Source organism: Pseudoflavonifractor sp. An85, assembly GCF_002161235.1.
In the GTDB taxonomy this organism is placed as follows: Bacteria; Bacillota; Clostridia; order Oscillospirales; family Oscillospiraceae; genus Enterenecus.
This window is the reverse complement of the sequence record NZ_NFHE01000001.1, coordinates 69323-82512: the sequence shown is the minus strand read 5'-3', so window position 1 is coordinate 82512 and position 13190 is coordinate 69323. Positions and strand designations below refer to the sequence as shown.

The following is a 13190-nucleotide window of genomic DNA, read 5'->3' as shown; positions in this document are numbered from 1 at the left end:
AATGATAATATTTTCAAAAAGGAGGTTGAACATGGGCAGTAAGAATTTGAATGAAAAGATTATGGAATGTATTTCAAATCCGGCCAAGAGCCGCCTGCTGATAGAAATAATGCGTCGAGGGGAAGTTACCGCAAAGTATTTGGCTGAAAAATGCTCAGATATTCCTCAAACTACACTATATCGTAATTTGAAACGAATGACCGATGATGGACTATTGAAAATCGTTAATGAAACACCAATACGCGGAACAGTTGAAAAGACTTACGCATTAACTTTTGACCCGTCTGATCCTCCATCAGTTCTCGGAGAAAATTCTGGTGCCATTTATATGCAGATGTTCTTTCAGTATTTTTTGACCTTCGCCAAGATTTTTCAAGAATACTGCGACACACCGGGAATTGACATAAAAAGGGATCGGTCTGGTCTTAGCCTTTCTCATGTTTATTTGACAGATGAGGAACTGGAAAAAGTGGTATCGGATATTGCTCAAATCTTATATCCACTTCAAGATAATAAACCAGAGCCGGGTCGCAGATTAAGAACGGTTGGATTGATTATCTCCCCGGAGCATAAAGCGGACGAATAGAGAAAAACGCCCTATATGCACAGGGCGTTTTCTCTTGACTTAATATTCCCATAATGGTAATATTTTGTTATCGGGAACAATGGAGATACATTATGAGAAATGGGCGCGAAAATGCACTGGACAAAAAATTCCATGCGTTATCAAATTCAACCAGACGAGAAATTCTAACGCGGCTAAGCAAAAAACCACACTCTGCCGGAGAGATTGCAGGATATTTTCAGATAACACCTGCCTCGATTTCTTATCATCTTTCTCTGTTGCAAAGGAGTGGCTTAATTTGCTGTCGTCAAGTAGAAAAACAGAGGATATATAGCATCAATCGCGGCGCATTGGATGAAGTGTATCTGTGGCTAATGGGGCTATATAATGCTAAGTCAAATAAGTGATTGTAAATTATTCGAGCAAAAATTAGGAGGTGGGGGAAAATTGGGAAATTTATAATTCTATCCTTCAGCGACGACGAGGACGCCATCTTTGCAAACACTGTGACGGCTCTTGCTTCTGTTGCGAACTTCTCCACAGTGACCGCCTCCGCAGATGCCCCGCTGCTCTTTGGCTCTCTGCAAATCGACCCGCAGCGCAGGCTTGTGTGGCAGTCCGGCCAAATGGTAGACCTGACGCCGATGGAGTTTGATATTCTGCTCCTGCTGGCCCGCCGGCCGGGGCAGGTGTTCACTGCCCGCCAGATCTATGAAGCTGTCGCCACGGACTCCTTTGACGCCGGCTGGACGGGGATCTCCAGCATGGTCTATAAGCTCCGGCGCAAGTTGGGGACTGGCATCATCGAAACAGTGCGGGGCCACGGCTACCGCTTCACAACAAAATAGAAGAACAGCGCCGCCTCGTTAGAATCGAGGCGGCGCTACTTTTCACAGTTCAGTACAGATTTCCGAAGCACTGTGGTATAATTTTTTGAAAAGCTAAATTGCACTGAGAGTTCGCGGTTGAAATTATACTTTTGAGTCCCCCAAATTTTTTAACCTTTTTTCATTTTTCATGCAATGAATAACAAATTTTGTTGTGTATATAGGTGAAAGGCCTTTACGCAACAGGAAAGGAGGACGCAATGAAGGACAATGAAATCATCGGATTGTATTGGGAGCGGAACGAAGCTGCCATAACTGCAAGTGCAGATAAATACGGCGACTATACAAAGTATCATAATGGAAAATGTGAAAAAAGTGAACTTAGCACTCTTTTTTCTTGATATCGCTAATCCCAAAGAGCGCAAACACCAGAGCCAAAACAATCAGCGAAATAGTATTTGCAGATACAGAGGGCATGAAATAATCGACGATATAGAAACCGTAAAATGTAGCGATAGTATCTAACAACACATACATACAGACAGCTATTTCCCTTGTTATTCTGTCAAGATTAAGCAAAGCTTTTGGTAGTGCGCCCGCTATTAAATTTATGGGATACGAAACAACCGATGCGATTATAAAATAGAGGATAAAGCCGCCGACGCTCTCATATTCAAAGCCGAGCAGACGCATAATTGCACCGCTGAATATGGCGATTATGGCCAGGACGATGATGATTAGAAGCGCCCCAAAAATGAATGTGATTATTTTTTCCCGCTTTTTGTTGCTGTTATTATCCAAGAGTTTCGCCCCCTTATATCGTGATTTGAATTTGAAGCTGATATGAGTATATCATAGGAATATGAACTTTTCCATTGGAAACAAAAAATACCGCCGGGCAGAAGGAAAATCCCTCTGCCCGGCGGCGTTGCGTTTGTTACACGAAATCAGCGTACTGTTTAGGTATGTACGCTGTACTGGGCCTTTGCCAAGTCCTCGGCGCTATTCAGGATGATACCGCCGCAGATCCCTATGCCATAAGGCGTGTATTCTTCAAAAAAGAAGCTGTAAGGCTGGCCGTCATCATAAATGACGATCTTTTCTGTGCCGCGCCACTGGAAATGCCGCCCCAGGACTCGTCCCAGCTTGCGCCGGAGAACGGGCCGCCGGGCAACCTCATGGAGATTTTTCCGGCTGTGGAACTCATAACGAGGCATGAGCATTTCCGGAACGGAAAGGTGGCGCCACTCTGCGCCATCCATATCCTCTCCATTTTCCACAAAAACATGGAACGGCTCATAGGGTAGCCGAATATTCTCCTGCCAGCCGTGTACTTTACCGGCGCCGATCTCCTGAAGCCAGGTGAACCGGATCTCCAGCATCTTCATGTCACCTGGCCTCTGCGTCAGCCGCAGGACGGCAAAGGAACCGCAGTCACCGGAAATCAGCCGGTTTTGTGGCCGTTGCTCCAGTTGCTGGAGTTCGCTTCTCAAAATGGAAAAACTGTAGGGGGATTTCCGGGTCCAGGATACAGTCCGAATATCCAACATTTCCTTATTGCATCGTAATTTTACCAGAGTGCGGTCATTCATATAATTCATCCTCCTTCTGCGGCGCTGCCGTGCGCATCGCCGCCTGTTCTACGAGAAAAACAGCCCCCGTATATTGCTCTTTGTGGGAAGTCACCGCGGCGCCTCCCATTGAATCCAGATACTGCTGTCCGTTTTTGGATTTTGAGATATACACATAGAAGTGGCTGCCAACATACTGATCGCGGTCATAGCAGCCCAGATAGCGCCGCGCCAGCACAGCGACGGCGCCGATGGCCGCCGCTTTCTGCGTCACCAGGGAAACGGCCAGCTTCATTGCGGTTTTCACTTCTTCATCGTTCAATCTGGAAGTATAGATGCGCTCCAAAAACAGAACCAGCATTTCGTCAGCAGCGCGCTTTTTATCCGCCGACTGCACTTGAGCCAGATCAGCAAAAGAAAAATTAAAGTCCGCAGGTCGTTGGAACGCCCCTTTTGTCAGCCGGATGCAGGCGCGGCCCACAATGTCTTCACCTTTCCGAATCAAGATCATCTTCTTGTTGGAATCAAAGGCTGCCAGCAGGCAGTCCCTCTGGTTTCCGTCCCAGCAGGAAAGGCATGTGGTGCGGGGCAATTCTCCCAGCCTCATCGTAAAGTAGAAATCATCCGCTTCTTCCGCGGAAAATGCTCCCCGCTTCAGTGTGAGATTGGGTTTCCATGTTGCCTCCTGCACCTCGCTGATGGGATAGCGAATCTCCCGCTGCAGGTCATCGGCAAAATATTTCAACGCATAGAATTGGCCCATCAGTTCGGCCTGTACGATCCTTCTCAAGGCCTCAATAGCCTTGTCGTTGCCTTGCAGGTAGCCGTACAGAGAGCGCACCATCGCACTGCCGCCGCGCAGCAGGAAATTGGTGACCGGCTCCCTGTGCTGCTCCACAAATTCATCGGTAATGGAAAACCTTTCTTTCAGGTCAAGCCAGTCCCGATCCATCGTCAAAACAGCGGCACGAACCTGCGTCCAGTTTTTCTGTCCGGCAATCACCGCCCCGTTGTTGAGCGCAAAGATCGCGTCCGCCTCGGACTGCATCTCCTGGATAAATACCTGCAGCTGCTCATATTTCCGCAGCAGCCACATGGCCGTCCTCCGGGTCAGGCCGCGGATGTGTCCAAAAGTGCCTCGATACCACTCACTGAACGGCTTTTCCAGCAGACACCGGGCAAGCTGTTCCAGTTCCTGGTCTTCCATGTGGTGGCTGACCAGCCCATGCTTCAATAGCTGGCGCAAAGTGAGCAGCCGTCTGTCCACGGAAAGGGGCGTCAGCATGGCGTAGAGCCGGACATAGATTTCATCCTGCTGCCACAGCAGCCACATCTCTTCAAAGGTGTACTGCCTGCCGTCTTCCAGCAGGTCAAAATGGCTGCTGCCGCGTTCTACTGTATCGCACGCCTGCAGGTTCCTGGCTGTGAGGCTGTTGAGGTTGCAGTGTTCACAGAACTTATCCTCAAACAGCAGCGCATACCGTCCCAGCGAAAGGAACAGCTCGCTGTGCTCGCTCACCAGATCCAGAAAATGCTTCTTCCCATGCCGCACTGCATAAGTGAGGATAGGGAATTGATGACGCCGGATAGAGCTGAAATCCAGATGGAGCCTCCCGGAGTACAGGGCGTTGAGATAGCTCAGGTCATTTCGCAGGATCTCCTGCCGCTGTCCTTTGTCCAGCGGCGCTGTGTGCGAGATAAACCAGTTAAGGTCATACTGCCCCGCGTGATTTTCCAGCCACCGCTCAAAAAAGGCATCGATGTCTTCGGTATCATATTCAAAGGCGGCCAGCAGGCGGCGGAATTTCATCACATCGGCCGTCTCTACCCAGCAAAGGTCTTTGAGCCGTGCCGCGTTCAGATCAAGCGCCACCCCCTGCCGGTAGAGCAGTGTCAGGACCCGCTGAAGGGGCTTGTTCTGTTCCAGCAGCTCCAGCGCCTCGCGCGCATTGTTGTTCCAGTTGAACAGGTACGGGCCGAGAAACGGCTGCCGCATCATGTTCTTCTGTGCGTCCGTCAATGCGGATAATTCCTCCCGTTCTGTGGCCGGGAAGGCATTGATGTTGTCAATGATGGCCTCTCCTTCTTCCTCATACTTGATAAACGGCAGGTAGAATTTCATGTAATAAAATCGCAGGGACAAAGGGATATCCGTTCCCGCTGCCGCCAGCACCTGTTCTTTGGGATACTGCGTCAACTGCTCATCGCAGGCTACAGCCGACTGGAGCATACTTGTGATCGACCGGTCATCCACCCCATCATTGCACAGCGCATGGTAGAGCGCCGCAAATTCCGGCGTCCGTACAAGTTCCTTCTGAATTTGCGTATTGTCATTTCCGGTGCGGAGCCTGTTCTGTAATTGAAAAGTTTCCACCCGCTCGCAGGTCTGGTCCAGGGCATCCTCCGGGAATTTTCCCGTCAACCCCAGTTTCAGGCCGCTGCTCTCCATGCGGACGAGCAGGGCTAAATGCTTCAATGTGTTTGTCATGCTGCTTCACCTCCTACGATGGTTTGCACCATTGTCAATATCTCTCTGCGCGGCCGAGGCTCATACATCACAAGACTCCCGCACAGCTCAAAAAATTTCCACATTTCCGCCGCCTCAAGGGTCTGAGCGTAGCCTGCCGGCCATTCCAACAATTTTTCATAGACCATACCCAGCGCAGCTTTCCTGATCTCACCAAAATGATATCCGTGCATGAACTGGATCAGGGATTCCGCGCTGCCATTATAGCAACTTGCCAGTTTCTCCTGACACTTCATGACCTGCTGCTGCCACTGGCGTTCCTTTTCCTGTTCTTCCTGTTCGGCGGTGGCTTTTCGGTCGGTCTCCATTTCTTCCTTGGAATAGAACCGCTCCTTTAACTGATTTACTTCGTAGCCATTGCAGGCATCGTGTGTCAGAAGCTGCCTCAGCACAGACGCCAGCAGCGGTTTGTCATAGATGCGCTGGATCACCGGGGCCTTCAGGGCACAGAGGACAAACGAATCATAGTATTCCGGCTCTGTCTGAAAGAGCGAGGCATCGATCCAGTCATAAAGCTGGCGGTGCTGCTCCGCTGTCAGGAACGGCCGGACCATAGAGAACGATTGGACTTTTTTGTTATAATAGCTTTCCTTCTTGACAAACTTCTGGTGGAAATAAAAGTTATCTCCGAAAATTTCCTGTAGCTGGGAGAAAGTGTACTGACTGAACAGCTTTTGCGCAAACCGAAAGCACCGACAGCTGGAGATTTTCAGCGCATATTCCTCTAAAAGCTCCAGAGGATGGGCACGAGCCCCGTCCCCCTTGTGCTGCTCAAAAAACTGCCACAAATTGATCTCCTTTCGCTCCACCAGCAAAACAAAGCTGCGAAGCGTAAGCCAATGGCGCTTGTTAAAATACTCAATATACTCCACACCAGTCAGGGCCTGATACCGCGTAAGCCAGCGCCGTAGCGGGATCGCCGCACGGGAACGGAGCATCTGCACGGTAAACAGTTCCGCATATTCCTCATTACTCAGCTCGTTTGCCAGAATGTCGTATCGCGGGTCGAAGACATCGAAGCGATAAGGGAACTGTCTTTTAATTGTTTGATTCATCCAGAGGATAGTCTGGGGGGCTGTGGGTGCAAGCCCCGTCTGGATGGCTGCCCAGAGATCCTGATATCCCTCGTACCTGACCTCAAATTTCTTGTAAACCTGGAACAGCCAGCTGATGTACGCATAGATCTCTTCCGGCTGTCCATCCGGGCCGTTCAGCAGCATTCGGACGCAGGCCACCGCGATCTTTTCCGCCACAATGCCTTTGGATGAGAGCCGGTCCGGTATCCGGTCGGCCCACACCGCCAGGGAATTTGCCATTGTAATCTCTTCCATGCTGTACCCGGCAGTATGCAAAACCGAAAATTCCCGACTGTCCGGCTTCATGTTCATGTAGGGCAGCTTCATCAGCGTCCGCAATACCAGATCGTTTTTTCCCCGATAGCGTTTTGCCTCTTCAGCGTAGAAACGGATGAACCATTCCAGCACGCCGAAATCCCGTGCCATAGAAATCGTCCTTTCTGGTCCAAACAGCCGCGTCAGCTGCGGCCGCATAGCCCGATAGCCGGTCTCCGGATCATCAAACAGGGAGAGCACAAACAGAGCCTCCTCCGTCCTGGCGTATTCCCTGGCGGCCAGTTCATCCAGCCGCGTGCGGCGCCGGAGAGCGTCGGTTTCCAGCAGATAGAGCGCGCCTTGCAGGTAAACATCCGTCCCGGTGGTCCTGCGAAGTTTTTGAATAAAATCGTTCCGCTGATTGCCCACAAACATTGTGTCGGCCTGGCACCGGCGGGTGTAGCCCAGGGCCAGCGCCAGCGCGCGCAGGATGCGTATGTCTGTCCCCAGTTTTTCCTCGAAGCGTTCCAGCACTTCGCCGGGATAGCGCAGGCTGTAAGCTTCAAAATAGCTGGAAACATTCTGATCTTCCTGCCAGATTTGTCTCGCTTCCAGCTGGCGGTAGAGGATTCTCGCCTCACCGTCCTGGGCTGTCTGTACAACCAATTCAGCAAAGGCGTGATACAGCGTAAGATCTATGTCCTTCTGGAAGGTGCTGTATGCAGGTATAATTTCTTGGGTCACAATATTTCCCTCCTTTTCACTGCGGCCAATGCCCGCCGGTAGAATAGTTCCATTCAATCGTCCCATCTTCGTAAATTTGCGGTCCATGCGCAGTCAGGCTCCAGCCGTCGGACAGCCTTGTGAAATAGGCTACCGTTTCCCACGGGCAGCTGCCCTCCACGAAGCCGGTGCAGCGGTACTGTTTATTATTGCGGTTGGTATAAACGCGATTGACAACAGGGATGAAATACTTTCTTTCCATATGGTGTTCCTCCATAAAAATATAGGGAGAGGACGCAGACCGCCCTCTCCCCATTGTCAAACTCTGATGAACCGACTGGTTAAGCCACACCGGCCATGCGGAAAAATTCCTCCGGCGTCAGCACCGGGATATCCAGTTCCCGCGCCTTGGACAGCTTGCTGCCGGCTTTCTCGCCGCAGACCAGATAATCGGTCTTGCGGGTCACCGAACTGCCGGCCACTGCCCCCAATGAGGCGATCAGGCTGTTCATCTCGTCGCGGGTGTAAGGCTCGACCTTTCCCGTGACCACAATGGTCTTTCCGGAAAAAGAATTGTCCCTGTTGATGGTCTGGTTGTCGGCCTCCACCGGTTTCTGAATGTTCATCATCATCTGTAATTCCTCCCAAATACAGAAATTTTCTTCCTTGTTAAACCATTCTTGAATGTTGTTGTGCAGCGTCTCTCCAAAGTCCGGGAGCTGTCGGAAGTCATAGCCCCCATAGACGGCATCCCGGAATTCGTCCAGACTGCCGTGAAATTCCCGGCAAAGGACCTTGCTGGCGGTATTGCCGACCATCGGGATGTCCATAGCGATAACATACCGCTCGAATGTCGTGCTGCGGCTCTGCTGGATGGCGTCCCAAAGACGCTGCCAGGACTTTTCACCGAAACCGTCCATCCGGATGATCTCATTCCTATGTTGATCCAGGCGGTAAATGTCCAGATAGCTGTGAATCCAGCCGCGGCCAATCAGCTTTTCCAGCGTTCCTTCCGACAGTCCCTCAATGTTCATGGCCTTTTTGCTCACAAAATGGACGAACTGTTTAAGGCGCCGGGTCTCGCAGGCGGCGTTGTCGCAGAACAGGGTCTTGATGACCCGTTCCTCGCCGTTTTCACCGCGGCCACTGGTTTCATGGATTCTGGTCGGTTCTCCGCAGCAGGGGCACTGGTGCGGGATCACGGCATCCATAGAAAAATTGCCCCGGTCCAGGTTTTCCTCCACATGGGGAATGATCATGTTTCGCTTGCTCACCAGGATACGGCAGCCCGGCACCAATTCCAGATCCTCAATGAAGGACAGGTTGTGCAGGCTGGCTCTGGACACTTCGCATCCGTCGATCTCCACCGGCTCAAAAATGGCAACCGGGGCAATCTCGCCGGTGCGGCCGGGCGTCCATTCAATCGTCTGGAGCTTTGTCTGGAACAAATCATCCTCAAATTTGAAGGCAAGGCCGTCCTTGTAGTGATGGCCCGTGCGCCCGCAGCTTTTGGACAGCGCGATGTCGTTGTAAGTAATAACGATACCGTCAATGGGAATATCAGCGTCCGCCGCATACTCCTTGAGCTGACGGATACCGTCCTCGGTTTCCTTCTGCGTCAAAGGGCGCTTGGTGACCATGTACTTGCAGGGCAGAAAGCCCAGCGGCCGCAGCGCCTTGAGGCGCTCCGACTTGCGAGGCAGTTCCTCCATGCCCTCCAGCACAGTGAACGGCATGAACATCAGTCGCCGTCCCAGGCAGGTCCCGGCGTCAAACAGGCGCACTGAGCCGGCCGCCAGATTGCGGCCGTTCTTGTAGGGTTTCCCATCGCTGTCCACCAGAGTGGTCTTCAGCTGTTCAAAATCGCTGGGGCGGATGAACGCCTCGCCGGTGACCACCAGGCGGTCTTCATATTGGATATTCTCGGGGATGCCGCCAATAGCGCGGGTGTTGTGGGTCACGATTTCGCCCACATCACCGTCGCCCCGGGTAGCTGCCTCCACCAATTTGCCCCCTTCATAGGTCAGCTTGATGGTAAGGCCGTCCAACTTGAGCATGAACATCACCTGATGCTCTCCCATAAAGCGGCACAAATCCTCCGCATTCTTCACTTTATCCAGAGACAGCAGCGGAATCGAGTGATTTGTTTTTTCCAGTTTGCTGACCGCCGGGTATCCTACGGTATTGGTGGGCGAATTTGACATCTGGACGCCCGTTGCACTTTCCAACTCCTGCAGTTCCTCAAACAATCGGTCATAGACCGCATCACTGACGCTTGGGCTGTTGAGATTGTAATACTCATTCCGGTAGCGGTTGAGCCGGTCGTTCAGCTCCCGCTGCTTCATTAACAAATTCTGGTCCATCAGGCCGCCTCCTTTTCTAAAACACGGAACGCCATAATCAGCGTCTCCGCCGTATGTTCGCTACGGGTGTATGACTTGCACACCCCATCTTCAAATTCCCAGGTGCGCGCGGCTCCCCACCAGAGGATGGCGCCGCGCCCCTCGTTTGCCGCATTGAGCTTCGGATCGGGCGGATTGAGCGTTTTGGTATAAAAGCCCTGGGTATTGACCCAAGTGACCTCCCGCAGCTGCCCAATGCACCCCGGCCGGCAGTGGCCGATAACTTCCAGACGCATACCAGGCCGAAGAGCGCGTTTGAGCTGGTTCAGGTTTTTAATCATGCCGCACCATCCTTTCCCTGTCCGGGGCATACCGGCCAAAATTCAATTCCCGGATGATGCTCTGGATCGTCTCATCATCATCCCATTTTGCAGTGAGGACGGCCCGTTCCGGCCCCTCTCCTGTGTGTACGCTTACCTCGCTGCCATAAATCTGCATCAGCACATCGGGGCGCTGGGCGCAGACCACGGCCAGATTTCCAAGCTGTTTCATGGAGTTCTCCTTTCATGCCGTATAAAGCCAGACCACTACCGGCCGGCTCAAGTCGGCAACCACATAATTTTTCCGCACATGAACCGGGCGGAAATTTCCGTCAAACTCACATTCGGTACTCTGTTCAATACGCCCGCCGGTCTGGGCCAGATGTTCCCGGTAGAGGCGCAGGATACGCAGGCGCTCTTTGGGCGTGTCACTCTCCCTACACCGAAGATTGGAGCAATACACATACCGATGCGGCTCGTCTTTGAGAAGAAAGCCATAGGTCATGTACCGCCGGCACTTGTGTTCCCGCTCCCGCTCGATGTGCTTTACATAGGCTACACCCGCCTTGCCGCCTTGGGTCATACAGAGATAGCCCATTTTCCGACGCTGTTCACCCGACAACGAGATCTGCTCCATTTTCTGTCCCGGCAATCCTTTAAAAGCCCGGAAACTCTCAGGCGCATACCTGTAACCGCGTATCTCGTACTCAAATCGTTTTCTCCCCATCTAAGACCTCCATTCTATAAAGTGGGCCGGACGCCCCGAAAGACGCCCGGCCGTTGAACCTGTCTCACGCGGCAGCAGGGAGTGCCTGCGGCTGCATGACTTCCGTATTTTCCATCAAATCGGCCAGCAGCACCTCTGCCAGCAGACGGCCGGCAAGATGCCCGGTGTGAATGATCACACGGTCTTTCTGCATCTGGATGAATTCCTCCTTCCGCAGCTCACGGCTCCGCTCAGCCAGCTTCAGGTCGCGGCCGGTAAGGCGGGCCGCAATGACCTTCTGCCATTTGATCAGGAATTCTGTTGCCTGTTCAATATCTTCATACTGCCGGTCAAACAAAGTGCGCTTCTGACGAACTGTTCCATCTGGTTCAATCTCCAGAGTATAGTAGGGATCGTTAGGTTCCTCCGTCCGGCGCAGGAACATGATGAAGCTTTCCCGGCGTTCCATGCGGTCATAGTACCGCTCGCCGGCGCCATCATTGCCGACACAGTGATGAAGCATGCGCCCCTCCTTGATGATTTCAAAGATGTCTTGGGGCGCAAGCACCGTGTAGTCGTCATCGCTGTAGGCATATTTTTCCTGCAGTTCCACGCAGATGGCATTAACATGGGGATATTTCGCCGCCATTTTCGACGCCTGCTCTTCCAGGCTCCCGGCTTCACTCTGAAGGACCAGTTCATCGTGCCGCTGGCGCAGTTTTCGCACACGGTAGACGATCTCATCGCTGGTGTCATAGTGCAGCCGTTCCGCCATAGCAAGATAGTCCTGCCAGGTGGTCAGCGCCTGCTGGCAGCTGCCATCAAAATACTCTTTTTGCCGCTCCAGATAATTTTTGATCTGCACCAGGCTCATTCGGTCTGCGATAAACACCAGATCCTTGGCGCTGATCTGTTCCTTTTTGCTCCAGCGCAGCATGTCGTCCGTGATACGCTGTCCGGTCCGCTTCTCAAGCTGCAGCCAGGCCAAAGTTTCTGTGTCTCCATCCATCTGCCGCAGGCGGCGGAATTTTGAGGCATCCAGACCCAGAGCGCGGATCAGCCCGGGCTCACTGGGGTTCAGCACCAGCTTCCGCACATTGTCGCAGTTATGGAAACACTCCTTTGTCAGCCGCTGCAGTCCAGCCTTCCAGATCTGCTCCATCTGGGGAAGCCTTTTCCAGACTGCCAAGTATTTTTCAGGATCAGTGATCGGATGGCTTCGTATCCACTCGGCCAAGCCGGTTTGACGAAGTTCTTTTTTCTCCAGGCTGGGCAAAGTCTTTCCATATACCCGGCCGGATTGATCACCATAATAAGCGTAATAGCAGGGGCTTCCCGCGATCCAGCGTGTTTCCCGCTGGCAGTACATCCCCCAGTAATAGGAGCGGATTTCGCCGGTGCGGTCATAAATCGAACGCCGGAACTCATGCCAATAGGGCTCGCTGTGCGGCAGGGTATCCTTTCGGTAGGTCCTGTCCGCCCGGAATTCCCGAACGACAAATCCATCCCTGCACCGCTGGACCAGATAAGCATAATACTTATCTGTTTGAAAATAGCCTGCGCGCCCCAAAGCCTTGAACATTACGGGATGCCGGCAGCGGGTGCAGCGCCCTTTTTTGTTGTGGTAGGGATGCCCGGAAATGGGCACCTCCTTCCCGCAGAAGGTGCAGTAGCCTGTTTTAGCGCCACCGCGCTTGTAATGGTAAAATATAAAATTTTCCCGCACGGCCACCTTGTCGGCCCAGTGCGCCCAATCCTTGGGCAGCTCCGGCACCTGGGCAAGATCCTGGTCCCACGGGTCGGTAATCCGTTTGTGGCGCCGCTCCAGCTGCTCATCCCGCACATTCCGTTGAAAATCGAGAATGCCGAGGGCGCCACCGCGCTCGCCGGAAAAATAGTCTTGAACCAGGGCCGCATCTTCCTCGCTGACCCAGCAGGTAGCGTAGTAGTTCCTGCCATGCCATTCCAAACGGTCTAATTTGGCGTCCCGCCATTTTTTCTCCAAGTGATCGTAGGTCAGAAACTGGCGGTTTTCCTTGTCGAGAAACACCTCATAGACAGGGTTGTTTCCATCCAGCCGCAGATGATCCGGCAGGAAAAAAGCGGCTTTCAGAATGCCATCCTGCACCAGACAATTCATATATGCGAAATAGGTGCGGGTAGTATAGGTATGGCCGTAATAAGTCGTCTCCTTTTTGGGCTCGTCCGCCATCGCTGCTTGTTTCATCTCCGGCGATGCCGTCAGCATCGGCATCGCCAGAAGCATGGATTTCTTCAA

The 13190-nt window shown here is 52.5% G+C and carries 14 protein-coding genes; 4 read left to right on the top strand and 10 right to left on the bottom strand.

The features are described 5' to 3' along the window. The first annotated feature begins 31 nt into the window (after positions 1-31). The 4 genes from B5G37_RS00415 (at position 32) to B5G37_RS15635 (ending at position 1793) form a co-directional block, all read left to right on the top strand. On the top strand, positions 32-586 hold the full coding sequence (locus B5G37_RS00415) for a helix-turn-helix domain-containing protein (RefSeq protein ID WP_227604675.1): 555 nt from the start codon (positions 32-34) through the stop codon (positions 584-586). 92 nt (positions 587-678) lie between these two features. After that, positions 679-972, top strand: coding sequence for a metalloregulator ArsR/SmtB family transcription factor (locus B5G37_RS00410; protein ID WP_077138516.1), 294 nt, complete (start codon positions 679-681; stop codon positions 970-972). Positions 973-1107: 135 nt separating this feature from the next. Next, entirely contained in the window at positions 1108-1413 is a 306-nt protein-coding gene (locus tag B5G37_RS00405; RefSeq protein ID WP_242868333.1) for a winged helix-turn-helix domain-containing protein, read from the top strand. A gap of 239 nt (positions 1414-1652) precedes the next feature. Further along, the gene (locus B5G37_RS15635; RefSeq protein ID WP_242868335.1) at positions 1653-1793 is read left to right on the top strand and encodes a hypothetical protein; all 141 of its coding nucleotides are present in this window, start codon (positions 1653-1655) and stop codon (positions 1791-1793) included. Here the strand turns inward: B5G37_RS15635 and B5G37_RS00400 are convergent. The 10 genes from B5G37_RS00400 to B5G37_RS00355 form a co-directional block, all read right to left on the bottom strand. Then, positions 1774-2193: a regulatory YrvL family protein gene (locus B5G37_RS00400; protein ID WP_058963793.1), complete on the bottom strand. Its 420-nt coding sequence runs from the start codon at positions 2191-2193 to the stop codon at positions 1774-1776. The genes B5G37_RS15635 and B5G37_RS00400 overlap by 20 nt on opposite strands. 158 nt (positions 2194-2351) lie before the next feature. Then, the gene (locus tag B5G37_RS00395) at positions 2352-2984 is read right to left on the bottom strand and encodes a hypothetical protein (protein ID WP_087241927.1); all 633 of its coding nucleotides are present in this window, start codon (positions 2982-2984) and stop codon (positions 2352-2354) included. Continuing rightward, entirely contained in the window at positions 2977-5451 is a 2475-nt protein-coding gene (locus B5G37_RS00390; protein ID WP_087241929.1) for a hypothetical protein, read from the bottom strand. Before B5G37_RS00390 ends, B5G37_RS00395 begins: the two co-directional genes overlap by 8 nt. Continuing rightward, positions 5448-7565, bottom strand: coding sequence for a hypothetical protein (locus tag B5G37_RS00385; protein ID WP_087241931.1), 2118 nt, complete (start codon positions 7563-7565; stop codon positions 5448-5450). Before B5G37_RS00385 ends, B5G37_RS00390 begins: the two co-directional genes overlap by 4 nt. A gap of 16 nt (positions 7566-7581) precedes the next feature. Then, positions 7582-7806: a hypothetical protein gene (locus tag B5G37_RS00380; RefSeq protein WP_040647389.1), complete on the bottom strand. Its 225-nt coding sequence runs from the start codon at positions 7804-7806 to the stop codon at positions 7582-7584. A 79-nt stretch (positions 7807-7885) separates the two neighbouring features. Continuing rightward, positions 7886-9907 (bottom strand): NAD-dependent DNA ligase LigA, encoded by a 2022-nt coding sequence (gene ligA, locus B5G37_RS00375; RefSeq protein ID WP_087241933.1) that lies wholly within the window; start codon positions 9905-9907, stop codon positions 7886-7888. Then, positions 9907-10227, bottom strand: a complete 321-nt coding sequence (locus tag B5G37_RS00370; protein WP_006573946.1) for a hypothetical protein — start codon at positions 10225-10227, stop codon at positions 9907-9909. The genes ligA and B5G37_RS00370 overlap by 1 nt, the downstream gene beginning before the upstream one ends. After that, a complete protein-coding gene (locus B5G37_RS00365) occupies positions 10220-10438 on the bottom strand; it encodes a hypothetical protein (RefSeq protein WP_006573947.1) in 219 nt (72 codons plus the stop codon). Before B5G37_RS00365 ends, B5G37_RS00370 begins: the two co-directional genes overlap by 8 nt. Positions 10439-10450: 12 nt before the next feature. Beyond that, complete coding sequence (locus B5G37_RS00360; protein WP_087241935.1) at positions 10451-10933, bottom strand: hypothetical protein; 483 nt, start codon at positions 10931-10933, stop codon at positions 10451-10453. Positions 10934-10997: 64 nt separating this feature from the next. After that, a complete protein-coding gene (locus B5G37_RS00355) occupies positions 10998-13190 on the bottom strand; it encodes a PcfJ domain-containing protein (RefSeq protein ID WP_087241937.1) in 2193 nt (730 codons plus the stop codon).

Coding starts and splice junctions, on each gene's coding strand:
- B5G37_RS00415 (WP_227604675.1), top strand. CDS start 32: ATGGGCAGTAAGAATTTGAATGAAAAGATTATGGAATGTATTTCAAAT.
- B5G37_RS00410 (WP_077138516.1), top strand. CDS start 679: ATGAGAAATGGGCGCGAAAATGCACTGGACAAAAAATTCCATGCGTTA.
- B5G37_RS00395 (WP_087241927.1), bottom strand. CDS start 2,984: ATGAATGACCGCACTCTGGTAAAATTACGATGCAATAAGGAAATGTTG.
- B5G37_RS00365 (WP_006573947.1), bottom strand. CDS start 10,438: ATGAAACAGCTTGGAAATCTGGCCGTGGTCTGCGCCCAGCGCCCCGAT.
- B5G37_RS00370 (WP_006573946.1), bottom strand. CDS start 10,227: ATGATTAAAAACCTGAACCAGCTCAAACGCGCTCTTCGGCCTGGTATG.
- B5G37_RS00380 (WP_040647389.1), bottom strand. CDS start 7,806: ATGGAAAGAAAGTATTTCATCCCTGTTGTCAATCGCGTTTATACCAAC.
- B5G37_RS15635 (WP_242868335.1), top strand. CDS start 1,653: ATGAAGGACAATGAAATCATCGGATTGTATTGGGAGCGGAACGAAGCT.
- ligA (WP_087241933.1), bottom strand. CDS start 9,907: ATGGACCAGAATTTGTTAATGAAGCAGCGGGAGCTGAACGACCGGCTC.
- B5G37_RS00390 (WP_087241929.1), bottom strand. CDS start 5,451: ATGACAAACACATTGAAGCATTTAGCCCTGCTCGTCCGCATGGAGAGC.
- B5G37_RS00360 (WP_087241935.1), bottom strand. CDS start 10,933: ATGGGGAGAAAACGATTTGAGTACGAGATACGCGGTTACAGGTATGCG.